This window comes from Nonomuraea sp. NPDC049419, assembly GCF_040676995.1.
In the GTDB taxonomy this organism is placed as follows: domain Bacteria; phylum Actinomycetota; class Actinomycetes; order Streptosporangiales; family Streptosporangiaceae; genus Nonomuraea; species Nonomuraea salmonea.
Map to the genome: position 1 here is coordinate 422899 of NZ_JBFAQB010000006.1, position 23421 is coordinate 446319.

Sequence of the window (23421 nt, forward strand, 5' to 3'; positions counted from 1 at the left end):
CTCCTCTCACTTGTGCTCCTCGTCGGCGCCGAACAGCTTGGCGACGCCGACGAAACGTTCGATGACGACGACCGCGACCACGGCGAACAGCACCATGAGGGTGCCGATGGCGGTGACGGTGGGGTCGTAGTCGTACTGCATGTAGTTGAAGATCCGTACGGGCAGCGTCTGCAGGTCGGTGGTGACCACGAACAGCGCCACCGTCAGGTCGTCGAACGAGGTGATGAACGCGAAGAACGCGCCCCCGATCAGCGCGCCGCGCACGGCGGGCAGCGTGACGTGCCAGAACACCAGGAACGGCGGGGCGCCGAGCCCGGCCGCCGCCTTCTCCGCCGACCGGTCCAAGCCGGACAGCCCGGCCAGCACCAGCCGCACCGCGTACGGGACGGTCAGCACGAGGTGGGCGAGCAGCAGCGTGAACGGGCTGGAGGCCAGCCCCATCTGGGCGAACCACTGCAGCAGCCCGATGCCGAGCACGATCGTCGGCACCGCGAACGCGCTCGACAGCACGCCCTCCAGCAGGGCGCGGCCGGGGAAGCGGTAGCGGTGGATGGCCAGCCCGCCGGCCAGGCCGACGACGGCGGAGATGGCCGCCGCCGCGGCCGCCACGCCGGCGCTGAGCGCGAACGACGCCAGGAACTCGGGCTTGGCCAGCACTTCGGCGTACCAGCGCAGGGTGAGGCCCTGCGGCGGGAACGTGACGTAGGAGGTGCTGGTCAGCGAGGAGGCCACGGTGACCGCGACGGGCGCGATGAGGAACACGCCGACCAGCGCGGCGAACGCGCCGCCGAGCACCCTCGTGAGCCGGGTCATCCGAACACCGCCTCCCCGCCGCGCCTGCGCAGCAGCCGCGAGTAGCCGAGCAGCAGCCCGGTCGTGACGACGACCAGCACGAACCCGATGGCGGCCGCGTACGGCCAGTCGAGGTTGACGGTCGCCTGGGTGTAGACGAAGTACGGCATGAGCTTCACCTTCGGTCCGCCCAGGATCGCCGGGGTGACGAAGCTGGAGGCGGTCAGGCTGAACACGATCATCGCCCCTGCCAGCATGCCGGGCGCCGACAGCGGCAGCGTGATCCGCCAGAAGCAGGTCCAGCCCGGCGCGCCGAGCCCGCGCGCGGCCGGCACGAGCGTCGGGTCGATCCGGTCGAGGCTGCCCATCAGCGGCAGGACCATGTACGCCAGCATCACGTGCACCATGCCGATGAGCACGGCGGTGTCGTTGTAGAGCAGCTGCGGCGGCGTGATGCCGAGCCACTTGAGCGCGGACGCGACGGGGCCGTTCGGGCCGAGCACCACCAGCCAGCCGTACGCCCTGATGACCATGCTGATGAGCAGCGGCGACAGCAGGAGCAGCGCGAGCCGGTTGCGGGTCCTGGGCGAGCGGCCGCGCATGTAGAGGGCGAACGGGTAGCCGATCAGCAGGCAGCCTGCCGTGGTGAGGGCGGCGACCTTGAGGGTGTTCCAGAGCACGGCGCGGTAGAAGGGGTCGCCCAGGAAGCGGACGTAGTTGTCGAGGGTGAACGCGCCGGTCTGGGTCCTGAAGCTGTTGGCGACCAGCGTGAACAGCGGGGCCACGAACAGCAGCGCGAAGATCGCGATGGCGGGCAGCGCCAGCAGCAGCCCGGTCCGCCACAGCGGCCTCGCCGCCGCCGCCCGCACCGACCCACCGCTCCCCGAGGCGCTCCCGGGACCGCCGGTCGTGGCGCTGCCGTTCCCGAAGCCGCCGGTCGCGGGACTCCCGGTCGCGGAGGTGGCCGCGCCGGTCACCTGGTCGCCAGTGACGCGTCCGATGGCCGCCATGAGCAGGTCACCTCCTCCCCTTCGGCGGGCACCCGCGCGTCGAACGGCAGCGCCGCCGTCACCTCGCCGGCCGCGGTGGTCACCACGCAGCGGATGCGGGAGCCGAGGAAGCGCGTCTCGCGTACGCGGCCGCGCAGCCCCTCCCCCGCGCCGGCGGCCACCCGTACGACCTCCGGCCGCACGTACAGGCGCACGGCCGCGCCCTTGCCGGGCGCCTCGCCCACCGGCGTGCCGCCGACGGTGCCGCCGCCCACCTCGCAGACGTGCCCGCCCGCGGCGGTGCCGTCGAGCGTGTTCACCTCGCCGATGAACTGCGCCACGAAGTCGGTCGCCGGCCGCAGGTAGATCTCCCTGGGCCGGTCGAGCTGGTGGATGACGCCGCCGGCCATGACGGCGATGCGGTCGGAGACGGCCAGCGCCTCCTCCTGGTCGTGGGTGACGAGGATGGTGGTGGTGCCGATGCGGCGCTGCAGCGCCGACACCTCGTCGCGCAGGCGTACCCGCAGCTGGGCGTCGAGGTTGGAGAACGGCTCGTCGAGCAGCAGCAGGTCGGGCTTGATGACCAGCGCCCTGGCCAGCGCCGCCCGCTGCTGCTGGCCGCCGGACAGCTGGCGGGGGTGGCGCTGCGCCATGCCGTCCAGGCCGACCAGCTCCAGCACGTCGGCGACCTGCCGGCGCCGCTCGGCCCCGCCCACCTTGCGCATCCGCAGCCCGAACGCCACGTTGTCGGCGATCGTCATGTGCGGGAACAGGGCGTAGGACTGGAAGACCATGCCCATCGAGCGGCGGTGCGGCGGCACGGCGGTGATGTCGCGGCCGTCCACCTCGATCAGGCCGCCGTCGGCCGCCAGGTGCCCGGCGATCATGTTCAGCGTCGTCGTCTTGCCGCATCCGGACGGGCCGAGCAGCGTGAGGAACTCGCCCGGCTCGGTCTCCAGGTCCACCGCCGAGACGACCTCCTTGCCGCCCAGCACCTTGCGCACGCCGTCGAGCCGCAGCCGCCCGCGCCGCACGCCCTGGTCCGTCGCCGCCCCGGTCACGCTCGCCACGCTCATGAGGTCTCGATTTCCTTGTTCCAGCGGTCCGTCCAGGCCGGGCGGTTCTTGTTGATCGCCGCCCAGTCGAGCTTGCGCAGCTCGGCGGCCCTGTCCTGGCCGACGACAGCGGCGGCCAGCTCGGGGTCGAGCTCGACGCCCTTGACGACGGGCCCGTTGAAGGCGGAGGCGGCCAGCGCCTGCTGTGCCGACGGCTCCAGCAGCGTGTTGACGAACTTCTGCGCCAGGTCGGCGTGCGGGGCGCCCTTCACCACGTTCACGGTGGCGATCAGCGGCAGCGCGCCCTCCTCCGGATAGACGAACTCGACGGGGAACCCCTTCTTGGCCAGCGTCTGCACCCGCGAGTTGCCCCAGATCGAGGCGACCGCCTGGCCTTGGAGGAAGAAGTTGGACACGTCGGCGGTGGTGTCGAACGTGACGGCGTTCGCCGCGATCTTCCTGACGCCGGCGAACCCTGGGTCGATCTTGTGCTCGGAGCCGCCGCCGACCTTGGCCGCGATGAGCAGCGCGCCCAGCCCGTACGTCTGTGTGATGGACGGCATCACCAGCTTGCCCCGCAGCCGCGGGTCGGCGAGGTCGGCCAGCCGCTTGGGGGCGGGCAGGCCGTTCTGCGCGTAGTAGTCGCTGTTGTAGGCGATGCCGGTGGCGTTCAGCGAGAAGCCGACGCCGACGTCGCCGGGCAGCCGGGCGAGGTCGATGACCTGCGAGAGGTTGGTGACCGTCTTGGGGTCGAGCGGGGCGAGCAGGCCGGCTTCGACGGCCTGGTTCTGCACGCCGTCGTCGATCAGCGCCACGTCGATCTGCGGCGACTCCTTCTGCGCCTTCAGCTTGGCGGTGGTGTCGGTGGAGCTGCCGGCGATGTAGGAGACCCGGCAGGAGCAGGACTTCTCGAAGGCGGGGATGACGGACTGCTTGAAGGCTTCCTCGTACGAGCCGCCGTATCCGGCCACGACCAGCGTCCCGGGGGCGGCGGATGGTGTCGGTGCGCCACAGGCGGCGACGGCGAGCGCCGCGGCCGCGAGCGCGGCGGTCAGAGAGGCTTTCATGGCGACCTCCGAAGGGGGCGGTTCGGGGCTGGATGGCCGACGGCACGGCCGGTCGTACCGGTTTCGGGCAGGTCGGCGACGACGTCGCCGTGGCGCACGCGGGCGCGACGAGGTGGCGTTTTCGTACGGGAGGGCGGTCGGTCAGTGGCGGTCGGAGGAGCCGCTCAGGTCGGTCTCGACGTAGAAGCGCTCGGAGCCGGGGGTGACGATCTCTTCGAGGAGCTCGGCGATCTCCCCGCGGCGGGTCCAGGTCTCGCGGGTCCAGCGGAAGACGGGGGTGCCGGGGGCGAGCCCGAACAGCTCCGCCTCGTCCTGGCCGACGGCGTACGGCTCGACGTAGAGCCTGGCGCGGACCAGCTCGACTCCGCGATCGCGCAGGTAGGCGTGGGTGGTCAACGGTTCTAACGGCTGGTCGAGCAGGTCGGGGGCGAGCCGGAACGGCAGCACGTGCAGCTCGGTGTTGATCACCTTGCCGGCCGCGTTCAGCTTGTGCCGCTCCATCTGGACGACCGCCTCGTCGTCGGGCACGCCCGGCAGGCGCAGCCGCGCCGCGCGGGCGGGCAGCACCTGGGCCGCGACGACCCGGTGGTCTCCGTGCATCTCCGCCCCCTGGATCAGCAGGCCGGTGAAGCGCAGCAGGTTGTGCTGCCCGATGGCCTGCGCGACGAAGCTGCCGCGGCGGCGGAAGCGCACGATCAGTCCGGCGTCCGCGAGGTCGCGCAGGGCTCGCTGCACGGTGATGCGCGAGACGCCGAACTCCTCGCAGAGCTGGACCTCGGTGGGGATCCGGGTGCCCGGACCCCACTGTCCGCTTCTGATGCGTGCCTCAAGCGCCCTGCGGATCCGCAGGTGGAGCAAGAGGTCACGTTCTGACATGCCAAAATACTGCTTGTAGCGATTAGTCATGTCAATACTCCAATAGTCATAACTTTTCGGATTGTCCGGTTTTGCGGGAGGCTCGTCCTAGGCTGATCACATGGACATCGCCGCTGCCGCGAAGCTCTGGGACGCCGCCCCCGGCTGGCTCAACACCGCCTCCTACGGCCTGCCGCCCCGCCGCGCCGTCGAGGAGCTGCAGGCCGTGCTGGCCGACTGGCGGCACGGCACCAGCGACTGGAAGCCGTGGGACGCCTCCGTCGGGCGGTCCCGGGCGGCGTTCGCCGAGCTGGTCGGCGCGCGGCCCGCGGACGTGACCATCGGCTCGACGGTCTCCCAGCTCATGTCGCTCGTCGCCACCGCGCTCCCGCCCGGGGCCAGGGTGGTGGTGCCGGAGATCGAGTTCACCAGCAACCTGTTCCCGTGGGCGGTGGCCGCGGACGTGGTGACGGTGCCCGCCGACCGGCTGGCCGACGCGATCACGCCGGGCACGGCGGCGGTCGCGTTCAGCCTCGTGCAGTCGCTCACCGGGTACGTGACGCCGCTCGCCGACGTCGTGGCCGCCGCCCGCGCCCATGACGCGCTGGTCATCGCGGACGGCTCGCAGGCGTGCGGCTGGCTGCCGGTGGACGTCTCGGATGTGGACGTGCTGGCGTGCGCGGCGTACAAGTGGCTGATGTCGCCGCGCGGGGCGGCGTTCGCGTACCTGTCGCCGCGGGTGCGCGAGCGGATGCGCCCGCTGGCCGCCGGCTGGTACGCGGGCTCCGACGAGGGCGGCTCCTACTACGGCCCGCCGCTGCGGCTGGCGTCCGACGCCCGCGCGTTCGACCTGTCGCCGGCCTGGTTCTGCTACGTCGGCGCGGCGCCCGCGATCGAGCTGATCAACGAGATCGGCGTCGAGCGGATCAGGGACCATGACGTGGCGCTGGCCAACCGGTTCAGGGCGGGGCTCGGCCTGGACCCGTCGGACTCGGCGATCGTCTCGGTGGACGCGCCCGGCGGGCGGCTGGAGGCGGCGGGGTTGCGGGCGGCGGTGCGCGAGGGCAAGGTCCGCGCCAGCTTCCACCTCTACACCACGGAGGAGGACGTGGACCGCGCCGTCGCGGCCCTGACCACGCCTTGAAAGGCGGGGGGCGGGTTAGGATGGGGGGCGCGTTCGCCGGGCGCATCCGGTCCGCGGGGCAGGGACTATCCCACCGGCAGCACGACCTCACACCACCGACGGACCTCGTCCCGTGCACGCGGACCCGGGCAGACGGAGGTTCGCCGTGTCCGAGCTACCCACGCGCCCATCCCTTGAGCACCTGCGCAAGCAGGCCAAGGCCCGCAAACGCGACCGCGGCATCCCGCTCAGCCGCGCCCAGCACGAGCTGGCCCGCGCCTACGGCTTCCCGAGCTGGCCCCGCCTGGTCGAGCACGTCCGCGCGACCTCGCTGCACGGCATCGAACGCGCCCTCGTCCTCGCCGACCCCGCCGCCCTGACCGGCCTGCTCGCCGCCGGGGACGCCGCGCGGGAGCCGGTCGGCGGGCTCGACCCGCTGCTCGTGCTGCTGCGCCGCGCCACCGCGCCGGAGTCCCGCGTACGCGAGTGCGCCCGCCTCCTGCTCGACGCGGGCGCCGACCCCGGCGCGCACACGCCGGAGAACGGCGGCGAGTGGCGGCGCACGGCGCTGTTCGACGCGGTCGAACGCCGTGACCTGCGCCTCGCCCGCCTCCTCGTCGACCGCGGCGCCACGCCGGACGAGGACGCCTTCTACCACGCCTGCGAGCAGTCCGGCACCGCGTTCCTCGACCTGCTGTACCGGCCGGGCTTCGAGCGGCTGATCGTCCGCAAGCTGGACTTCGAGGACGCCGACGGGCTGCGCTGGTTCCTCGCGCACGGGGCCGACGTGAACGCCGCCCACGCGCTGCACCACGCGATCGTCCGGGGCAGGAGCACCACGATCCTGACGATCCTGCTGGACGCGGGCGCCCGGATCGACCTGCCCTGGGACCGCTGGGACGTCGGCCGCCGCCCGCTGGCGCTGGCCGCCCGCTGCGGGCACCTGGCGGCGTACGAGCTGCTGCTCTCGCGCGGCGCGACCGCGGAGCTCGACCCGGTGGACGCGGCGGTGCTGGCGGTGGCGCGCGGCGAGTCGGCCCGCCTGCCGGTCGCGCCGGTGCCGGTGCTGGGCGTGCCGCACGACGGGCACTTCGGCTGGCTGCTCGGGCAGTTCGCGCTGCTCGGCCGGACCGAGGTGGTGCGGGCGCTGCTGGATGCCGGGATGGCGGTGGACACGCGGGGCTACAGCAACTTCACGCCGCTCGACCAGGCGGCCATGCAGGGGCGGACGGCCACCGTACGGCTGCTGATCGAGCGCGGGGCGGATCTCGCCGACTGCGCGTTCGACGACGAGGGGCCGACGCCGCTCGACTGCGCGCTGTGGGGGCTGCGGAACAACCGGGCCGAGGACGGCGACTACCTCGGCACCGTACGCGCGCTGGTCGAGGCCGGCGCCCCCACCCGGCATGGCCCGCCGACCGGCGACGCCGCCATCGACGCCCTGCTTCTCACCCGCGAGAGCTGATCGGGCGGGGCGCGGCGGTGGTCGGCTGGGAACCGCCGCACCGCCACGGCCACCTGCGGGCTTCTCGGGTGGAAACGTTCACGACTACGCTTGACCGGCTCGACTCCCCCGAAAGACAAGGACCCTACGTGCTGAGCACTCACGTGCACGCCTACCTCAGAGCGGCCGCGGGCGACCAGGCCCACCGGGCCGGACCGTTCACGATCCGGTTCGACGAGCACGACGACGCCCTGCCGTTCAACTACGCGATCCCGGACGACGGCGTCACGCCCACGGCCGAGGAGGTCGCGGCGCTGGTGGCGGCCTTCCGCGAGCGGGCGCGCACCCCCCGGCTGGAGTACGTGCCGCAGGCCGCTCCCGGGGTCGAGCAGGCGTTGGAGGCGGCCGGGTTCGTGGCGGAGGGCCGCTATCCGCTGCTGATCTGCCCGCCCGACGCGGTCGCGGACGAGGCCGTGCCCGGCGTCGAGGTCACGCTGGTCGACGACGATCCCGGCCTGTGGGGCGCCGCCCGGGTGATGAACGCCGCCTTCGAGGCTCCCGAGGCGACCGAGCACGACGTCGCCAGGCTGCGCGGGGTCCTCGGCCGGGGCGGCCTGATGGCCGCCGCCGTCGACACCGCCACCGGCGAGGTGGTCGGCGCCGGCCAGCTCGGCGGCCCGCACCTGGGGGTGGCGGAGGTCGCGGGCATCGCCGTGGCCGCCTCACATCGGCGGCGCGGCATCGGCGGCGCGGTCACGGCGCTGCTGACCAGGGCGGGCGCGAAGGCCGGCATCACGACGCCGTTCCTGACCCCGGCCGACGACCGGGCGGCCCGCGTCTACCTGCGGGTCGGCTACCGCAAGGTGGGCGAGATGCTGCACATCTCCGCTCAAGGCCCGGCGAGATAGCCCTGCACCACCGGGCCGATGTCGCGGACCAGGTCCTCCACCTCGGCCTCGGCCATCGGCGGCAGGCACAGGACGTAACGGGTCAGGGCGAGGCCGAGCAGCTGGGTGCTGACCAGCCCGGCCCGGTAGGCCGCGTCGGGCGCCTTGGTCACCTGGGTGACGAAACCGGCGATCTGCTCCTGGAAGACCTCGCGCATGCGCTCGGCCGCCATGGGGTTGGTGCTGGCCGAGCGCAGCAGCAGGACCAGCACGTCGTCGGACAGCTCGCCCTCCCAGCGGGCCAGGAAGTGCCGGACGAGCAGCTCGCCCAGCCGGTCGGCCCGCGCCTCCCCCACGGCGCCGAGCCGCAGGTCGACGTCCACGGCCGCGCTGAACAGCCCGGCCTTGCTGCCGTAGTAGCGCATGACCATCGAGGGGTCGACGCCGACCATGGAGGCGACCGCCCTGATCGTCATGGCCTCGTAGCCTCGCTCGATGAGCAGTTTCCTGGCGGCGGCGAGAATCGCGTTCCTGGTCGCCGCCGACCTCTCTGTGAACGCCATGCCAACAAGTGTAGGCCAACACTTGTACGACTCAGGCGAGCGCGTGCCGCCATGCCGTGACGGCCTCCGCGACGGCCTGCGGCCGGTCCTCCGGGGTGTGGTGGCCTGCCACCTCAGGGCGTTCGACGATCTCGACGGCGGCGAGGTTCGCCGCGCACCAGGCGAGCGTCTCCCGTGTCCACATCGCCCCCGGGCCGGGATGGAAGGCGAGCACCAGCTTGGGGACGTGCGTGCTCGCCGCCGCCCACGCCCCGAACGCCTCGATCCTGGCCACCACGTCGGCGGGCTGGCCGCCGAGCGGTAGCGACCGCGCCCAGCGCAGCAGCGGGCGGCGGCTCTCCCGCGTCGGGTACGGCCCCAGGTAGGCCGCCAGGTCGTCCTCCCCCAGCGGGGTGGCGGCGGTGGCGGGCAGGGAGCGGCGCAGGTAGTCGGGGTCGTCGAGGATCATCTTCTCGCCCGTGCCCGGCGTCTTGATCGCCCTGAACAGGTCGCGGCCTCCTTCGGGGAACTCCTCCCAGGTCATCGGTTTGATGACGGCCTCGGTGACGACGATGCCCCTGACCCTGTCCTGGTGGCGGGCGGCCCAGTCGAAGGCCAGCGCGCCGCCCCAGTCGTGGCCGACGAGCAGCACGTCGTCCAGGTCCAGCGCGTCGAACCAGGCGTCCAGGTAGGCCGCGTGGTCGGCGAACGTGTAGTCGATGTCCGGCTTGCCGGACTCGCCCATGCCGATGAGGTCGGGCGCCAGGCGGCGGCCCTCTGCGACGGCGGGCATGACGTCGCGCCAGAGGTGGGAGGAGGTCGGGTTGCCGTGCAGGAACACGATCGGCTGCCCCGCTCCGGTCTCCCGGTGGTGGAGGGTGGAGCCGAGGATGCGGGTCACGGGCATGATGCGGCCCTTTCTGTGGCGAAGTCGGTGGTGGTCAGGGGCGGAAGGCGGCGGCGTGGCGGGCCACCCAGTCGGCGAACGTGCGCGGTGCGCGGCCCAGGATGGTGGCCACGTCGGGGCTGACCTGCTGCTCGGCGGCCGTCGGCGTGCCGAGGACGGACAGGGTGGCCTCGACGGCCTCCAGCGGCATGAACCGCGCCATCTCGGCGTGGGCCTCGTCCCTGCTCTGCTCGATGAAGCGCACCTCGGTGCCGAGCGCCCGCCGGAGCGCCGCGGCCCGCTCGCGCGGGCTGATCGGCTCGGGTCCGGTGAGCACGTACGTCCGTCCCGCGTGCCCGTCCTGCCGCAACACCATGGCCGCCACCTCGGCGATGTCGGCCGGGTCGATGAACGGCAGCGCGGTGTCGGCGAACGGCGCGGCGGCCGTCCGGCCCTCGCGCACGGATCCGGCCCAGGCCAGCGTGTTGGTGAAGAAGCCGCCGGGGCGCAGGATCGTCCACTCCAGGCCGGATGCGCGGACGGCGGCCTCGAAGGCGGCCGGGTGCGCGTACAGGCCGGGCCTGGTTCCCGCGCCCTGCGAGGAGAGCAGGACGACGCGCCGGATCCCCGCGCTCTGAGCCGTCTTCAGGACGGCCTCCGGCTCCTGCCCGGCGACCAGCAGGAACGACGTGCTCGCCCCGGCGAAGGCGGCCTTGAGGCTCCCCGGATCGCCGAGGTCGGCCGCGACGTGCCGGACGCCCGCCGGCTGCGGCGCGGGGTTCCGTGAGACGGCGGTGATCTGCTCTCCCGCGGCGGCGAGCAGGCGGACGACCTCGGCGCCGACGTTCCCTGTGGCACCCGTGATGACGTACATGAAGACCTCAGTTATTAGTTAGTTGACTGACTTAGAACGGAGACCATAGCGGGCGGAGGGCTGGGCTGTCTATAGTTAGTCAGGTGACTGACTCAAAGCGGCCGGGAAAGCGGGAGCGGCTGGCGGGCGCCGCCGTACAGGTGCTGCACGAGCGCGGGGTCGAGAAGACGACCCTGGCCGACATCGCGCGGGCCGCCGACGTCCCCGTGGGCAACGTCTACTACTACTTCAAGACGAAGGACCAGCTCATCCAGGCCGCCATCGACGAGCACGGCCGCGAGCTCGACACCCTGATCGCCGGCCTCGAACAACTCCCCGTCCCCCAGGAACGCCTCAAGGCGCTGCTGCGCGGCTGGATGAGCCGGCCCGACGTCACCGCCCGCTTCGGCTGCCCCACCGGCACCCTCGCCTCCGAGCTGGACAAGCGCGACGACGGCCTGGACAAGGCGATCGCCGGGGTGATGCGGCGGCTGCTCGACTGGGTGGAGACGCAGTTCGCGGCCATGGGACGGGCGGACGCACGAGAGCTGGCCGTCGGGCTGTTCGCCTCGTACCAGGGCGTCGCCCTGCTCACCAACACCTTCCGCGATCCCGAGCTGATGACCGTGGAGGGACACCGCCTGGAGCGCTGGATCGACTCACTCGCCGTTTGACCCGCGGGCCGGGGGGCGGTATCGTCCCCCTCCCCTAGCGACGCCTTTCCGGGGCCCGCGGGTGGTGGGGGCCGTATCCATCGGCTCTCCGGAGGCCCGCATGTCCACCGCCTCGCGCGACTTCCGTCTGCTGCTGCTCGGGCAGACCACCAGCCAGCTCGGCGCCCAGGTCAGCGCCGTCGCGATCCCGCTGCTCGCCGTCGTGACCCTGCACGCGTCCCCGCTGCAGCTCGGTCTCGTCACGGCGTCGGGGACGGTCGCGTTCGCGCTGATCGGGCTGCCCGCAGGAGCCTGGCTCGACCGCGTACGCCGCCGCCCGGTCCTCGTCGCCGCCGACCTGGTCAGGGCCGCCCTGCTCGTCACGATCCCGGTCGCGGCGCTCCTCGGCACGCTGTCCATCGCGCAACTCGTGCTCGTGTCGCTGCTCACCGGCGTCGCCCGGGTGTTCTTCGACGTCGGCTACCAGAGCTACCTGCCGTCCGTCGCCGGTCCTGATCTGCTCAAGGGCAACGCCGCCATGGAGACCATCCGGGCGGGCGGCCAGCTCGCCGGGCCCGGCCTCGGCGGCTGGGCGGCCACGCTCGCCGGCGCCGCGAACGTGGTGCTGGTGCAGGCCGCCGCGTTCGTCGTGTCGGCCGGGTCGCTGCTGGCGATCGCCGCCCGCGAGCCCGCCGTCCCGCCCCTGGGCGCCGGGAGCGGGATGGCGGGGCAGATCCGGGAGGGGCTGGCGTTCGTGGCGCGGACCCGCGTGCTGCGCGCGCTGCTCGTGACGAGCGCGGCCGGCAACCTCTCCTTCGGCGTCGCCTCGGCGGCCGGGTTCGTCTTCATGGTCCGTACGCTCGGCCTCCCGCCCGCCGCGATCGGCGCGGTGCTCGCGCTCGGCTCGGTCACCGTCATGCTGGGCGCCGCCATCACCCCGCGTCTGGCCCGTCGGTACGGTTCTGCCCGGATCGTCTGGCTCTGCCTGGCCGTGACCGGGCCCGCCGGGCTGCTCACGCCGCTCGCCACCCCGGGCTGGGGCGTCACCCTGCTCGTGCTCGGCACCGCCGCCGGCGAGCTGGGACAGATCGTGTACGCCATCACGAGCGTCACCCTGCGCCAGCGGCTCTGCCCCGACCGGCTGCTCGGCCGGGTGAACGCCACCATGCGCTGCTTCGTGACCGGCATCTTCCCCGCGGGCGCCCTGCTGGGCGGCGTACTGGCCGAAACCGCAGGGGTACGTCCGGCGCTCTGGACCGCCGCCGTGATCATCCTCCTGTCGCCCCTGCCGACGTGGCGCGCCCTGCACGGCCTCCGGGACATCGAGCAGGCCCAGCTCTGACCAAAGGCGGCCGCTCAGCGCCCGCCGTGACGGGAAATGTCATGGCGCTCGCCGAGCGCCGTCCGCCAGAGTCCCACCGACGGAACCCGACCTGATCAGTCACCCCCCCTGCCACAGACCCCTCATGTCCTGTCTTCGAAGCTCCTGACGAACTGAACAAGCCCCACCACCGCCCCACTGACGACGACAACCGCCCCCGCACTGGTGGTGAAGGCCACGACATCATCCGCGCCAAGACCCTTGAGCACGATCCAGCACACCAACGCAGCGATGACCCCACACGCCACCGACAACCCCGCCACCAGCCCACCCATTTCCGACCTCCACCCTGCAGCCCGTCCGTTGTCCTCGCAGATCTCATTATTATTGGTCTAGACCACTTGCCGATCGCTTCGGCCGAGCCTGCGCAGCGGCACGCACTGCCGCGCTAACGAACCGGACCGGCGATGAGCTGGGAGAACAACGCGCACGCACCTCCGGCCCCGGGCGCCGAGGGCAGGGGCCAGGCGCCGGGAGCCGGCTACCGGATGCCGGCGGACCGATGCCGGATGTGGCGGGGCCGGATGTGGCGGGGCCGGATGTGGCGGGGCCGGTGGGTGCGCGGTGGCTCAGGAGCCGCTGGCGAGCCAGTCGGCGTGAGCGCCGTGAGCCCCGGCGGCAAGCCAGGCCGCTGCGGCGGCCGTGTCACCGGCGATGGCGACCGAGGCGGCCCACCGCTCCGCACACAACCGCCGGACGCGCTCCCGCAGCGGCCCCTGCGCCGTCAGAACGCCACCGGCCAGCACGATCGGCGACGTCTCCTTAGGCGCCCGGACCCTGGCCAGCGTGGCCAGCAGCCGATCGGCGGCCGACTCGATGATCGCAGCAGCCGCCGGGTCACCCGACTCGGCGGCCTGCCCGACGAGCGGAGCCAGCGGCGCGAGCGTCGCCACGGGCGCAGCCTGCGCCCGAATGATGATGAGATCAGCGGTGCGTGAGCTCAACTCCACCCCGGGCCCAGCCACCGCCTCAGCAACCAACCGCGCCAACTCACCCTCCGCCCCGCCGACGCCCGCGCCTTGAACGCGGCCACCCACATGCACCGCTGGGCCTGAGCGGGCCGGGGCGTCCCCCACACGCCCCGCCGAACCCGAGCGACCCGCGGCGTCGCCCGCACTTTCCGACGCGGGTTGGGGCGCCTGGTCCACGGACGTATGGATGGCGACGGGCTGCCCCGCTGGGGAGTCGTCCAGGTCCTCCGCTCCCGATCGCATCGAGCGGGCGCCCGGCATGTCGGCGGTGGGATGGGGTGGTGGGGCGGTGAGGTGGTGGATGGCGTGGCGGGCGGCGGCGCGGCCGAGCCAGAAGCCGGAGCCTTCGTCGCCCAGCAGCCAGCCTTGGCCGTCGGCGACCTTCGTGACCCGTCTGTCCGCTACGCGCAGGGCTACGGCTCCTGTGCCCGACAAAAGGACGTGGCCCGAGGGGTCAGGGGTGCCGGCTACGAAAGCGAGCAGGGGGTCTTCGACGCCGCGTACCGGGAAGTGCAGGCCGCAGTCGGCCCAGGCGCGGGTGAAGGCGGCGTGTACGGCGGGGTCCTCCAATGCACCGAGGCCGGCGAGGCCGATCACCCCGTTCACCACCCGGCCGGAGTCGGTCGCACCTAGCGCTTGCTTGACGGCAGTGGTGATCTCGGCGAGTGCGGCAGCTACGCCGTGTGCGACGGGGTTCCCGCCACCGGCCAGGCCATAGCCGGCGCGTTCGCCGGTGGACGTGGTGAGCAGGGCACGCGTGGAGGTGCCGCCGGCGTCGATGCCGAGGAAGAGGTCCATGGTCGCTCTCTTGTCACGCTGGGGGCTGGGGTTGGCGGGCACTGTACTCGACCCGAACCCAGCACCCCAGCCCACGTTCAAGCCCAGCCCCAGCCGACCGGTCCGGCTCACCGGCCTCACCCGAAAGGCGACTGTCCCGTTGGGCGGCTGGGCCCGCCTTCTCACCTGGCGGGGCGTGGGATACTGCGGAAATGGCGCGGGTCGTGTTCATCGGGGTCGGTGACGTGGAGTTGACGCGCCGCGTGGTGTCCGCGCTGGTGCTGGGGTCCGGGCTGCGGGGCGAGCTGGAGATCGTGCTCCATGATGACGATCCCGGGAAGCTGGTGACGACCGAGCGGCTGGTGCGGGCGATCGACGCGGAGGCGGGGTCCGAGGCGAAGATCCGCAGCGTGTTCGATCGGCGGCAGGCGCTCAGGGGTGCCGATTTCGTGGTGAGTCATCTCGACATCGGTGGGTTCGAGGCGACGTTGCGGGACTTCGAGATCCCGCACCGGTACGGACTACGCCAGACCATCGGCGACACCATCGGCATCGGGGGGATCTTCCGCGGGCTGCGGACCATCCCCGTGCTGGTCGAGCTGGCGCGGCAGATGGCCGACGAGTGCCCGGACGCGTGGCTGCTGAGCTGCAGCGACCCGATGGCGATGACCGGGTGGGCGGTGCACGAGGCGACCGGCTACGAGCGGTTCGCCGGGTTGTGCCACGCGGTGTGCGACACGCACGCCTACCTGGCGGATCTCGTGGGGCGCGATGAGGATGAGGTGAGCTTTCTCAGCGCCGGGCTCAATCACCAGTCGTTCGTGCTGCGGTTCGAGGCGGGCGGGCGGTCGCTCTATCCCGAGCTGGACGCGGTGCTGGAGGCCGACCCGCAACTGCGGCGGCACGTACGCGCCGAGCTCTACCGTACGTTCGGCTACTTCCCGACGCAGTCGAGCGAGCATGCCGCCGAGTACGTCCCTTGGATCATGCGCCACCCCGGCGAGACCGCCCGGCTGGGCGTGCCGGTCGAGGAATACCTGCGGCGCGTCGGCAAGAGCCTGCACCTGTACGAGGAGACGCGGCGCGCCCTGTCGGCGGGCCACCCGCTGCTGATCCGGTGGCAGCACCAGGAGCCGGCGGCGGCGATGATCCTGGCGATGCTGACCGGCGAGGAGAAGGAGATCTACGTCAACGTGGCCAACCGGGGCCTGATCGGCAACCTGCCTGAGGGGTGTTGCGTGGAGGTGCCGGCGGTGGTCGGTGCGGCGGGGGCGCGGCCGCGGGCCGTCGGCGACCTGCCGGTGCAGCTCGCCGCGCTCAACAGGACGTTCCTGAACGTGGTGGAGCTGACCGTACGGGCGGCGCTCGACGGTGATCGTTCGCACGTTCATCATGCGGCGATGCTCGACCCCAACACCGCCGCCACGTTGCCGCTGCCCGCGATCAAGGCGCTGTGCGACGAGCTCATCGAGGCGCACGGCGACCTGCTGCCTCCGGCGGTCCGTGCGTGATGGAGTCGATGCCGACGGAGGTGCGCCGCGAGCGCATGCTGGCGCTGCTCACCGAGCAGGAGTTCGCGCGGGTGGCGGAGCTGGCCGAGGCGTTCGGGGTGTCGAGCGTGACCGTGCGCGCCGACCTCGACGCGCTGGAGGAGCAGGGCAGAGTACGCCGGGTGCGCGGCGGGGCGATGGCGGCCGGTCCCGCCCCGCATGTGGAGCCGTCGTTCGAGCTGTCGCTGGGCACGGCGGCGGTGGAGAAGTCGCTGATCGCCAAGGTGGCGGCGCGGCTGGTGACGTCCGGCGAGTCGGTGCTGATGGGGGCGGGCACGACCACGTCCTACGTGGCCCGCGAGCTGGTGGCGCGCTCGGAGCTGTCCGAGGTCACGGTGTTCACCAACGGGTTGCGTACGGCGCTGGAGCTGGAGCCCGCGTTGCCCCGGATCTCGGTCGTGGTGACCGGCGGGAGCCTGCGCCGCCAGCAGCATTCGCTGGTCGATCCGCTGGGCGGCAAGCTGCTTGAGGGGATCAGGGCGCACACGGTGATTTTGGGCTGCGGCGGGGTCGATCCGGTGGCCGGGGTGACGAATGTGAGCCTGCCCGACGCCGAGATGAAGCAGCGGATGTTGCGGGCGGCGGCCAGGAAGATCCTGGTGGCGGACGCGTCGAAGCTGGGTGTGGTGGAGATGGCGCCCATCTGCGCGATCGGGGAGATCGATCTGCTGATCACCGGGGAGTCGGCCGATCCTGAGTGCGTGGCCGCGCTGCGCGACAAGGGGCTGGAGGTCGAAGTCGCCCGCTGAGCAGATCCATCGGGCGCCCTCGCCGGCCGTTCCCGGTGCCCGGGCCCCGCTGGTCGCGGCGGGGGCCCAGGGCGGCGGGCGGGGCCCGAAGCCGGCGCGGAGCAGGCGGCGGGCCAGGCGGGGATCAGACGCCAGGCGGGAGCGGTCAGGCAGGCGCGAAGCGCCTCACCGCCGGGAGGCGGTCAGGCGCGAAGCGCCTCTGGCAGGAGATCGCCGTGGGCGCGGGTGAGGTCGTCGGCCATCGACCAGATCGCGTCGAGGGTGAGCGAGGCGGCCGTGTTCGGGTCGACCATCAGGGCGTGCCTGACCAGGCGGGGGTCGCCCTCCTGCGCCGCCCGTACCGTCAGCTCGTTGACGCTCACGTAAGCCCTGTTCAGGGCCGCGCACTGCGGGGGCAGCGCGCCGACGGCGGTGGGGCGGACGCCGGTGGCGTCCACCGCGCAGGGCACCTCGACGACGCAGCCGGGCGGCAGGTTCGAGATGAGGCCGTCGTTGACGACGTTGCCGTAGACGACGCGCGGCGTGCCGGTGACGATGCTGTGGATGATCTGCGGCGCGTACTCGTCGGTGCCGGCGATGTCGAGCTCGCCCCCGCCGCGTACGAGGTCGCGGGTGCGCTTGTACTCGGCCACGTTCTCCTCGCTGACCCGCAGGTACTCGCCGACGGGGATGCGCAGCCGGTCGAGCTCGCCGTCGTGGTGCATGAGCCACGGCACGTACTCGGCGGAGTGCTCGCTGGTCTCGGTCGGGTAGTAGCCGAGCCGCCGGTACATGTCGATCCTGACCCGCCGCCGCAGCTCGGGGTCGTCGGCGTCGAGCCGGGGGTAGAGGTTCTCGCCGTCGCGCTCGAAGCGCAGCACCCACGCCTGGTGGTTGACGCCGGCCGCGACGTACGAGATCTCCTCGTACGGCACCGACACCAGGTCGGCCAGCCCTCGCATGGTCCAGTAGACGGAGTGGCAGAGGCCGACGACGTTCTTGACCTTGCCCGACAGGTACCAGACGTTCATGGCCATCGGGTTGGTGTAGTTGAGCAGCAGCGCGTCGGGGCAGACGGCACGGATGTCGGCGGCTAGGGCGTCGAGCAGGGGGAAGGTGCGCAGGGCGCGGAAGACGCCGCCGGCGCCGATGGTGTCGGCGATGGTCTGGCGCAGCCCGTACCTGGCGGGGATCTCGAAGTCGGTCACCGTGGCGTCGTAGCCGCCGACCTGCACCATGTTGATGACGAAGTCGGCGCCGTCGAGCGCCGCGCGGCGGTCGAGGTGGGCGGTGACGGCGGCGGCGTCGCCGGTGATGCGGCGGGCGACGGCCTCGGCGACCTCCAGGCGCTCGGGGTCGATGTCGTGCAGGGCGATGCGCATGCCGCGCAGCTCGGGGAAGGCGACCAGGTCGGCGAGCAGCCCCTGGGTGAAGACGACGCTTCCCGCCCCGACGAACACGATCTTCTTCATGAGGTTGCTTCCTCCCAGGTGGGCTGGGCCGCGGTGCCCCCGGCGGCGCGGGTGGAGAGGGTGCCGCAGGTCACGGCCACGGTCATGGCCTGCTTGAGCGGCAGGCCGCGCAGGAGCGCGGCGAGCAGGCCGGCGTTGAAGCTGTCTCCGGCGCCGACGGCGTCCACGACGGTGGCGGGGGTGGCGGGCACCTCGGCGGGCTCTCCGTCGGCGAAGGCGAGAGCGCCGAGCGCGCCGCGCTTGACGACGGGCAGCGTGCCGAGTGCGGCCAGCTCCCGTACGGCCCAGAGCAGCGGATCGGGCTCGCCGCGATCACCGCGCTCGCCAAAAGCGTCGACTCCGCGCTCGCCGGCGGCCGGTGGCGGGCCGGCGACGGTGGTGGCGACGGTGGTGGCGATGGCGAGGGCTTCGGCTTCGTTCGGGAGCAGGACGTCGGTGACGGGCAGGACCTCGGCGAGGCCCGCCCACCGTCCCGCCGGGTCGTCGTTGGTGTCGAGCGAGGTGGACGCCCCGGCCGCCCTGGCCAGCCCGAACAGCCCGGCGAGCCCGGCGGCGAGCCGCGGCTGGAGGAAGTACGACGACACGTGGACGTGCGCGGCCCGCTCCAGCAGCCCGCGCGGCACGTCGCCGGCGCCGAGCCGGTCGAGGCAGCCGGAGGCGGTGAGGATGGCCCGGTCGTCGCCGTCCACGAGCACCACGGTCATGGCGGTGGGCACGTCGGGGTCGACGACGCAGGCGGAGACGTCGACGCCGCCGGAGCGCAGGGCGTCCAGGACGAAGGCCCCGGCGGGGTCGTCCCCCACCCGGCCGACGAACGCGGTCCGCAGGCCGAGCCGGGCGGCGCCGTACGCGGTGATCGCACCGGAGCCGCCGAGCACCAGGCCGGCCGCGGGGACGAGTTGCTCCCGCTGGCCGAACTCGGGATGGCGAGGCGCGCCGGAGACGATCACGTCCGGGTTGGCGTCGCCGACGACAAGCAGGTCGAAGGTCGTTCTGGACACCACGGCACCGTTTCAGGTGTTGTGAAAGCTTGTCAAGTCTTGCGATTTTTCGAAGGTATTGACAAGACTTCGAAAGTAACCATGATTGGCTCCAATCATTCCGGGAGGAGCATCCACAGTGCGAAGAAGAACCGCGGCGGCCCTGGTCGCGGCGATCGTCCTGGCGGCCGGGGGCTGCGGGGGGTCGGCGCAGGAGGGCGCGAAGACGGTGGACCCGCAGGCGAAGGTGAAGCTCACCTGGTGGACGGGCCAGACGGCGGACGCCGAGAAAGTCCTCGAAGGGCTGGCGGCGAAGTTCACCCAGCAGCACCCCAACGTGACGATCGAGGTCTCCTCCGGCGCCTCGACCACCGACGACCTGCTGCAGAAGCTCTCCGCCGGCTTCGCCAGCGGTGTCTACCCCGATATCTCCTACGCTTTCGGAAGCTGGGCCTCGCAGCTGCAGGAGTCGGGCAAGACGCTCGACCTGACCGAGAAGGTGAAGGACCCGGCGGTCAAGTGGGCGGAGTTCCCCCAGGCGGCCCGCTCGACCGCGACGCCGAACGGGCAGGTCATCGGCTTCCCCGCGATCGTGGACAACCTCTCGCTGCTCTACAACAAGAAGCTCTTCGACGCCAAGGGCGTGGCGTACCCGACCGACGAGTGGACCTGGGACGACTTCCGCGCGGCGGCCAAGAAGCTGACCGACCCGGCGGAGAAGATCTACGGCACCGCGTACTCGGTGAGCGCCTCCGAGGACACGACCTGGCACTTCTGGCCGCTGCTGTGGCAGCGCGGCGGCAGCATCCTGTCGCCGGACCAGAAGAAGGCCGCGTTCAACTCGCAGGCCGGGGTGGAGGCGCTGGAGTTCCTGCGGGCGATGGCGGTGGATGACAAGAGCGTCTACCTCGACCAGACCGACGAGCGCTACGCGCCGCTGTTCGCCGACGGCCGCATCGGCATGATCATCAACGGGCCGTGGTCGCTGTACGACCTCAAACAGAAGAAGACCGACTACGGCGTGGCCTTCCTGCCCGGCACGAACGGCGACCACCAGACCGTCTCGGGCCCCGACCTGTGGACGCTGTTCGACAACGGCGACGCCAACCGGGCCTACTGGTCGTTCGAGCTGATCAAGTGGCTCACCTCGGCCGAGGGCGACGCCCAGTGGAACCTCACCCAGGGCAACCTGCCGCTGCGCACCTCCGAGACCGAGCTGCCCGAGTACGAGAAGTACGTCAAGGAGTACCCGGGCGCCGAGAAGATGGTCGCCAACCTGGCCAACGCCAAGCAGGCCAGGCCCACGGTCAGCGGCTACGTGGAGATGTCGCGGCACGTCGGCGAGGCCATCGCCAAGGCCATGCAGGGCGCGGCGCCGCCCAAGCAGGCCCTCGACGAGGCGGCGCAGAAGTCGGCCGTCGCGCTGGCCGGGGGCTGACGATGTCGGTGTTGTTCGCCGGGCGCCGGCGACCGGCCGCCCACGCCTCGGCACCGCCGTCCGTCAGGGTGCGGTGGCTGCACCGCACCCTGACCGGATGGGGCTTCGCCGGCCCGGCCACGGTGCTCGTGGTCGGCCTGTCGATCTTCCCGGCGGTGTGGGCGTTCCTCATCTCGCAGCAGAAGTGGAACGGCATCTCCCCCGCCAAGCCGATCGGCTGGCTGAACTACGAGCTCATGGCCCAGGACCCGGACCTGCTCGCGGCGGTGCGGCACACGCTGGTGTTCACGGTGTTGTTCGTGCCGGCGTCGATCTTCCTCGGCATGCTCGTCGCCGTCGCGCTGAACCGGCCGATCAAGCTGGTCGGCTTCTACCGTACGTGCATCTTCATCCCGTTCGTGGCGTCGGCGGCGGCCACCGGCATCCTGGCGAACTTCGTCTTCAACCCGCAGTACGGCGCCGCCAACAGCGTCCTGCGCACGCTCGGCCTGCCGCAGCAGCAGTTCCTGGAGAGCCAGTCGCAGGCGCTCGCGGTGATCTGCCTGATCGCGCTGTGGGGGCAGGTCGGCTTCACCGTGGTGGTCTATCTGGCCGCGCTGCAGGACATCCCGAAGGACGTGGTCGAGGCGGCCCGCATGGACGGCGCCAACCGCTGGCAGGTCTTCCGGCACGTCACGATGCCGCAGCTCGGCCCGGTGACCGTCTTCACCTCCATCTGGCAGACGATCACCGCGCTGCAGTTGTTCGACCTGGTCTTCACCACCACCAGGGGCGGCCCGCTCGGCGCCACCCAGACGATCGTCTACTACGTCTACACCCAGGCGTTCAAGCTCACGAAGTTCGGCTACGGCTCGGCCGTCGCGTACGGGCTGTTCGCCGCCACCATGCTCATCACCGTCGGGATGATCCTCTACTCCCGGCGCAGCAAGATCGAGGCCTTCTGATGCGACGCCTGCCGTTCAGCCCGTGGCACCTGCTGCTGATGCCGCTGGCGCTGCTGTTCGCGCTGCCGCTGGTGCAGATGGTGCTGACCGCGTTCATGCCGGACAGCGACATCAACCGCTTCCCGCCCCGCTTCATCCCGAGCCGGCTGACCCTCGACGGGTTCGCCGGCCTGTTCAGCCAGTCGTCGGCGCTGCTGTGGCTGCTCAACACCGTGATCGTGGCCGCCGTCGCGGTCGTGTCGCACCTGATCCTCTGCTCGATGGCCGGGTACGGCTTCGCCCGGCTGAAGTTCTTCGGCAAGCAGGCCGGGTTCCTGATGATCCTGGCGACCATCATGATCCCGACGCAGCTGCTGATGATCCCGACGTACGTGATGTTCAGCCGGCTCGGCCTGATCGACACGCTGGCGGCGGCGTTCGTGCCGTGGCTGGCGTCGGCCTTCGGGATCTTCCTGATGCGGCAGTTCTTCCTGTCGCTGCCCGCCGAGCTGGAGGACGCCGCCCGCATCGACGGGTGCACGACGTTCGGCGTGTTCTGGCGGGTGGTGCTGCCGCTGGCCAAGCCCGCGCTGGCCACGCTGACCGTCTTCACCCTGCTCGGCTCGTGGAACGACCTCATCTGGCCGCTCATCGCCATCAGCGACGAGAGCAACTACACGATCCAGCTCGGCCTGGCCAACTTCCAGGGCACCAGGCACACCCAGTGGTCGCTGCTCATGGCCGGGAACGTGGTGGCGACGCTGCCGCTGATCGTCGGGTTCGTCGCGGCGCAGCGGCAGTTCGTCGCCACCATGACGTTCACCGGGCTCAAGGGCTGAGCGCTACCAGGCGACGGGGAGCGAGGTGAGGCCGTACACGATGTTGAACGAGCGGAACTCCGCGGGCGGGCCCTCCTCGCGCAGCCCGGGGAACCGCTCGAACAGCGCCGGGAAGGCCATGCCCATCTCCATCCTGGCCAGCGGCGCGCCGAGGCAGTGGTGCACGCCGTGGCCGAAGGCGACGTGGCCCATCTCGCCGCGCGAGATGTCGAGCCGGTCGGGGTCGGGCACGAGCGCGGGGTCGCGGTTGGCGGCCGGCAGCACGCAGACCACCAGCTCGCCCTCCGGGATGCGCACGCCCGCCACCTCCACGTCCGTGGTGGTCACCTTGAACGTGCCCGAATGCACGATGCTGAGCCAGCGCAGCAGCTCCTCGACCGCCGCGCCCCACCGCTCGGGCTCCTTGCGCAGCAGGTCGAGCTGGTCGGGGTGGCGCAGCAGCGCCAGCGTGCCGAGGCCGATCATGTTGGATGTGGTCTCGTGGCCGGCCAGCAGGAGCAGGCCGCCGATGCCGATCAGCTCGTCGGCGGACAGGTCGTCGCCGTGCTCGCGGACGAGCATGCCGAGCAGGTCGTCGCCGGGGTCCTTGAGTGCGCGGCCGACCAGCTCGGTCATGTAGGCGCGCGACTCCAGCTGGGCCGCGACCCGCTGGTCCACCGGCAGCGACAGGTCGAGCGTGGTGCCGCTGCGGCGCTGGAAGTCGTCGCGGTCCTCGTACGGGACGCCGAGCAGCTCGCAGATCACCAGCGAGGGGATCGGCAGCGCGAACGCCGACACCAGGTCGGCCGGCGGCCCCACCGCCTCCATCGCGTCGAGGTGGGCGGTGACGATGTCCTTGACGCGCGGCTCCAGGCGGCGCATGCGGCGCATCGTGAACTCGGGGGTGAGCATGCGCCGCAGCCGCGTGTGCTCGGGCGGGTCGAACATCAGCAGGTTGCCCGCCCGCATGCGCCGCACCTCGTCGTCGCTGAACTCCGGCGCGCCCGGCGGCCGGTGGCCGGGCTGGCGGGCGTTGCTGAACCGCGCGGGGTCGCCCAGCACCTCCCTGACGTCGGCGAACCTGGTCACCATCCAGACGTCGATGCCGAACGAGGTGCTGACCTTGCGCACGCCCTCCTCCTCGCGGATCCGCGCGAGGTCGGGATCCGGGGTGAAGGTCGAGCGGCGCATGTAGACGGGCATCTCCGCCGCGGTTTCAGTCATCAGCTAGGTCTCC

At 72.1% G+C, this 23421-nt stretch carries 23 protein-coding genes; 10 read left to right on the top strand and 13 right to left on the bottom strand.

Annotated features, from left to right (window positions below; translation table 11 throughout):
* Positions 1-6: 6 nt before the first annotated feature.
* From AB0K12_RS21685 to AB0K12_RS21705, 5 genes are all read right to left on the bottom strand, one after another.
* Complete coding sequence (locus AB0K12_RS21685; RefSeq protein ID WP_364563811.1) at positions 7-813, bottom strand: ABC transporter permease; 807 nt, start codon at positions 811-813, stop codon at positions 7-9.
* Positions 810-1802 carry an ABC transporter permease gene (locus tag AB0K12_RS21690; protein WP_364563813.1) on the bottom strand — a complete coding sequence of 331 codons (993 nt, stop codon included), beginning with the start codon at positions 1800-1802 and terminating at the stop codon, positions 810-812. The genes AB0K12_RS21685 and AB0K12_RS21690 overlap by 4 nt, the downstream gene beginning before the upstream one ends.
* The gene (locus tag AB0K12_RS21695) at positions 1766-2857 is read right to left on the bottom strand and encodes an ABC transporter ATP-binding protein (protein WP_364563816.1); all 1092 of its coding nucleotides are present in this window, start codon (positions 2855-2857) and stop codon (positions 1766-1768) included. The genes AB0K12_RS21690 and AB0K12_RS21695 overlap by 37 nt, the downstream gene beginning before the upstream one ends.
* Positions 2854-3903 (bottom strand): ABC transporter substrate-binding protein, encoded by a 1050-nt coding sequence (locus AB0K12_RS21700; RefSeq protein ID WP_364563819.1) that lies wholly within the window; start codon positions 3901-3903, stop codon positions 2854-2856. Before AB0K12_RS21700 ends, AB0K12_RS21695 begins: the two co-directional genes overlap by 4 nt.
* Before the next feature lie 141 nt (positions 3904-4044).
* A complete protein-coding gene (locus AB0K12_RS21705; protein WP_364563821.1) occupies positions 4045-4779 on the bottom strand; it encodes a GntR family transcriptional regulator in 735 nt (244 codons plus the stop codon).
* A gap of 100 nt (positions 4780-4879) precedes the next feature.
* Between AB0K12_RS21705 and AB0K12_RS21710 the strand changes: the two genes are divergently transcribed.
* From AB0K12_RS21710 to AB0K12_RS21720, 3 genes are all read left to right on the top strand, one after another.
* Positions 4880-5902 carry an aminotransferase class V-fold PLP-dependent enzyme gene (locus AB0K12_RS21710; protein ID WP_364563823.1) on the top strand — a complete coding sequence of 341 codons (1023 nt, stop codon included), beginning with the start codon at positions 4880-4882 and terminating at the stop codon, positions 5900-5902.
* Positions 5903-6047: 145 nt separating this feature from the next.
* The gene (locus AB0K12_RS21715) at positions 6048-7346 is read left to right on the top strand and encodes an ankyrin repeat domain-containing protein (RefSeq protein ID WP_364563826.1); all 1299 of its coding nucleotides are present in this window, start codon (positions 6048-6050) and stop codon (positions 7344-7346) included.
* Positions 7347-7474: 128 nt separating this feature from the next.
* Positions 7475-8233 (top strand): GNAT family N-acetyltransferase, encoded by a 759-nt coding sequence (locus AB0K12_RS21720; protein WP_364563828.1) that lies wholly within the window; start codon positions 7475-7477, stop codon positions 8231-8233.
* Here the strand turns inward: AB0K12_RS21720 and AB0K12_RS21725 are convergent.
* The 3 genes from AB0K12_RS21725 to AB0K12_RS21735 are packed head-to-tail and all read right to left on the bottom strand — an operon-like array spanning position 8215 to position 10514.
* Entirely contained in the window at positions 8215-8775 is a 561-nt protein-coding gene (locus tag AB0K12_RS21725) for a TetR family transcriptional regulator (RefSeq protein WP_364563830.1), read from the bottom strand. The two genes, AB0K12_RS21720 and AB0K12_RS21725, sit on opposite strands and share 19 nt — an antisense overlap.
* A gap of 31 nt (positions 8776-8806) precedes the next feature.
* Positions 8807-9661 carry a haloalkane dehalogenase gene (locus AB0K12_RS21730; RefSeq protein WP_364563833.1) on the bottom strand — a complete coding sequence of 285 codons (855 nt, stop codon included), beginning with the start codon at positions 9659-9661 and terminating at the stop codon, positions 8807-8809.
* 34 nt (positions 9662-9695) lie between these two features.
* A complete protein-coding gene (locus AB0K12_RS21735; RefSeq protein ID WP_364563836.1) occupies positions 9696-10514 on the bottom strand; it encodes an NAD(P)H-binding protein in 819 nt (272 codons plus the stop codon).
* A gap of 83 nt (positions 10515-10597) precedes the next feature.
* On the opposite strand from AB0K12_RS21735, the gene AB0K12_RS21740 reads away from it, so the two are divergent.
* The gene (locus tag AB0K12_RS21740; RefSeq protein ID WP_364563840.1) at positions 10598-11167 is read left to right on the top strand and encodes a TetR/AcrR family transcriptional regulator; all 570 of its coding nucleotides are present in this window, start codon (positions 10598-10600) and stop codon (positions 11165-11167) included.
* A 100-nt stretch (positions 11168-11267) separates the two neighbouring features.
* The gene (locus AB0K12_RS21745; RefSeq protein ID WP_364563843.1) at positions 11268-12488 is read left to right on the top strand and encodes an MFS transporter; all 1221 of its coding nucleotides are present in this window, start codon (positions 11268-11270) and stop codon (positions 12486-12488) included.
* 122 nt (positions 12489-12610) lie between these two features.
* Here the strand turns inward: AB0K12_RS21745 and AB0K12_RS21750 are convergent, their stop codons facing one another.
* Entirely contained in the window at positions 12611-12802 is a 192-nt protein-coding gene (locus AB0K12_RS21750; protein WP_364563846.1) for a hypothetical protein, read from the bottom strand.
* Positions 12803-13096: 294 nt separating this feature from the next.
* Entirely contained in the window at positions 13097-14296 is a 1200-nt protein-coding gene (locus AB0K12_RS21755; RefSeq protein ID WP_364563849.1) for a BadF/BadG/BcrA/BcrD ATPase family protein, read from the bottom strand.
* 191 nt (positions 14297-14487) lie between these two features.
* Between AB0K12_RS21755 and AB0K12_RS21760 the strand changes: the two genes are divergently transcribed.
* Positions 14488-15786 carry an alpha-glucosidase/alpha-galactosidase gene (locus AB0K12_RS21760; RefSeq protein WP_364563852.1) on the top strand — a complete coding sequence of 433 codons (1299 nt, stop codon included), beginning with the start codon at positions 14488-14490 and terminating at the stop codon, positions 15784-15786.
* A gap of 8 nt (positions 15787-15794) precedes the next feature.
* Complete coding sequence (locus AB0K12_RS21765; RefSeq protein WP_364563854.1) at positions 15795-16574, top strand: DeoR/GlpR family DNA-binding transcription regulator; 780 nt, start codon at positions 15795-15797, stop codon at positions 16572-16574.
* Between the two features lie 182 nt (positions 16575-16756).
* Here AB0K12_RS21765 and AB0K12_RS21770 read toward each other — a convergent pair whose 3' ends face one another.
* Positions 16757-18025: an alpha-glucosidase/alpha-galactosidase gene (locus tag AB0K12_RS21770; protein WP_364563856.1), complete on the bottom strand. Its 1269-nt coding sequence runs from the start codon at positions 18023-18025 to the stop codon at positions 16757-16759.
* The gene (locus AB0K12_RS21775; RefSeq protein WP_364563858.1) at positions 18022-19026 is read right to left on the bottom strand and encodes a carbohydrate kinase family protein; all 1005 of its coding nucleotides are present in this window, start codon (positions 19024-19026) and stop codon (positions 18022-18024) included. The genes AB0K12_RS21770 and AB0K12_RS21775 overlap by 4 nt, the downstream gene beginning before the upstream one ends.
* A 118-nt stretch (positions 19027-19144) precedes the next feature.
* Between AB0K12_RS21775 and AB0K12_RS21780 the strand changes: the two genes are divergently transcribed.
* The 3 genes from AB0K12_RS21780 to AB0K12_RS21790 are packed head-to-tail and all read left to right on the top strand — an operon-like array spanning position 19145 to position 22205.
* Entirely contained in the window at positions 19145-20443 is a 1299-nt protein-coding gene (locus AB0K12_RS21780; RefSeq protein ID WP_364563861.1) for an ABC transporter substrate-binding protein, read from the top strand.
* 2 nt (positions 20444-20445) lie between these two features.
* Positions 20446-21387 (top strand): sugar ABC transporter permease, encoded by a 942-nt coding sequence (locus AB0K12_RS21785; protein WP_364563864.1) that lies wholly within the window; start codon positions 20446-20448, stop codon positions 21385-21387.
* Positions 21387-22205, top strand: a complete 819-nt coding sequence (locus tag AB0K12_RS21790) for a carbohydrate ABC transporter permease (RefSeq protein WP_355428079.1) — start codon at positions 21387-21389, stop codon at positions 22203-22205. The genes AB0K12_RS21785 and AB0K12_RS21790 overlap by 1 nt, the downstream gene beginning before the upstream one ends.
* 3 nt (positions 22206-22208) lie before the next feature.
* Here the strand turns inward: AB0K12_RS21790 and AB0K12_RS21795 are convergent, their stop codons facing one another.
* Positions 22209-23408, bottom strand: a complete 1200-nt coding sequence (locus AB0K12_RS21795; RefSeq protein WP_364563868.1) for a cytochrome P450 — start codon at positions 23406-23408, stop codon at positions 22209-22211.
* Between the last annotated feature and the right edge of the window lie 13 nt (positions 23409-23421).

Coding starts and splice junctions, on each gene's coding strand:
- AB0K12_RS21685 (WP_364563811.1), bottom strand. CDS start 813: ATGACCCGGCTCACGAGGGTGCTCGGCGGCGCGTTCGCCGCGCTGGTC.
- AB0K12_RS21690 (WP_364563813.1), bottom strand. CDS start 1,802: ATGGCGGCCATCGGACGCGTCACTGGCGACCAGGTGACCGGCGCGGCC.
- AB0K12_RS21695 (WP_364563816.1), bottom strand. CDS start 2,857: ATGAGCGTGGCGAGCGTGACCGGGGCGGCGACGGACCAGGGCGTGCGG.
- AB0K12_RS21700 (WP_364563819.1), bottom strand. CDS start 3,903: ATGAAAGCCTCTCTGACCGCCGCGCTCGCGGCCGCGGCGCTCGCCGTC.
- AB0K12_RS21705 (WP_364563821.1), bottom strand. CDS start 4,779: ATGTCAGAACGTGACCTCTTGCTCCACCTGCGGATCCGCAGGGCGCTT.
- AB0K12_RS21710 (WP_364563823.1), top strand. CDS start 4,880: ATGGACATCGCCGCTGCCGCGAAGCTCTGGGACGCCGCCCCCGGCTGG.
- AB0K12_RS21725 (WP_364563830.1), bottom strand. CDS start 8,775: ATGGCGTTCACAGAGAGGTCGGCGGCGACCAGGAACGCGATTCTCGCC.
- AB0K12_RS21730 (WP_364563833.1), bottom strand. CDS start 9,661: ATGCCCGTGACCCGCATCCTCGGCTCCACCCTCCACCACCGGGAGACC.
- AB0K12_RS21735 (WP_364563836.1), bottom strand. CDS start 10,514: ATGTACGTCATCACGGGTGCCACAGGGAACGTCGGCGCCGAGGTCGTC.
- AB0K12_RS21745 (WP_364563843.1), top strand. CDS start 11,268: ATGTCCACCGCCTCGCGCGACTTCCGTCTGCTGCTGCTCGGGCAGACC.
- AB0K12_RS21750 (WP_364563846.1), bottom strand. CDS start 12,802: ATGGGTGGGCTGGTGGCGGGGTTGTCGGTGGCGTGTGGGGTCATCGCT.
- AB0K12_RS21755 (WP_364563849.1), bottom strand. CDS start 14,296: ATGGACCTCTTCCTCGGCATCGACGCCGGCGGCACCTCCACGCGTGCC.
- AB0K12_RS21760 (WP_364563852.1), top strand. CDS start 14,488: ATGGCGCGGGTCGTGTTCATCGGGGTCGGTGACGTGGAGTTGACGCGC.
- AB0K12_RS21765 (WP_364563854.1), top strand. CDS start 15,795: ATGCCGACGGAGGTGCGCCGCGAGCGCATGCTGGCGCTGCTCACCGAG.
- AB0K12_RS21770 (WP_364563856.1), bottom strand. CDS start 18,025: ATGAAGAAGATCGTGTTCGTCGGGGCGGGAAGCGTCGTCTTCACCCAG.
- AB0K12_RS21785 (WP_364563864.1), top strand. CDS start 20,446: ATGTCGGTGTTGTTCGCCGGGCGCCGGCGACCGGCCGCCCACGCCTCG.
- AB0K12_RS21790 (WP_355428079.1), top strand. CDS start 21,387: ATGCGACGCCTGCCGTTCAGCCCGTGGCACCTGCTGCTGATGCCGCTG.
- AB0K12_RS21795 (WP_364563868.1), bottom strand. CDS start 23,408: ATGACTGAAACCGCGGCGGAGATGCCCGTCTACATGCGCCGCTCGACC.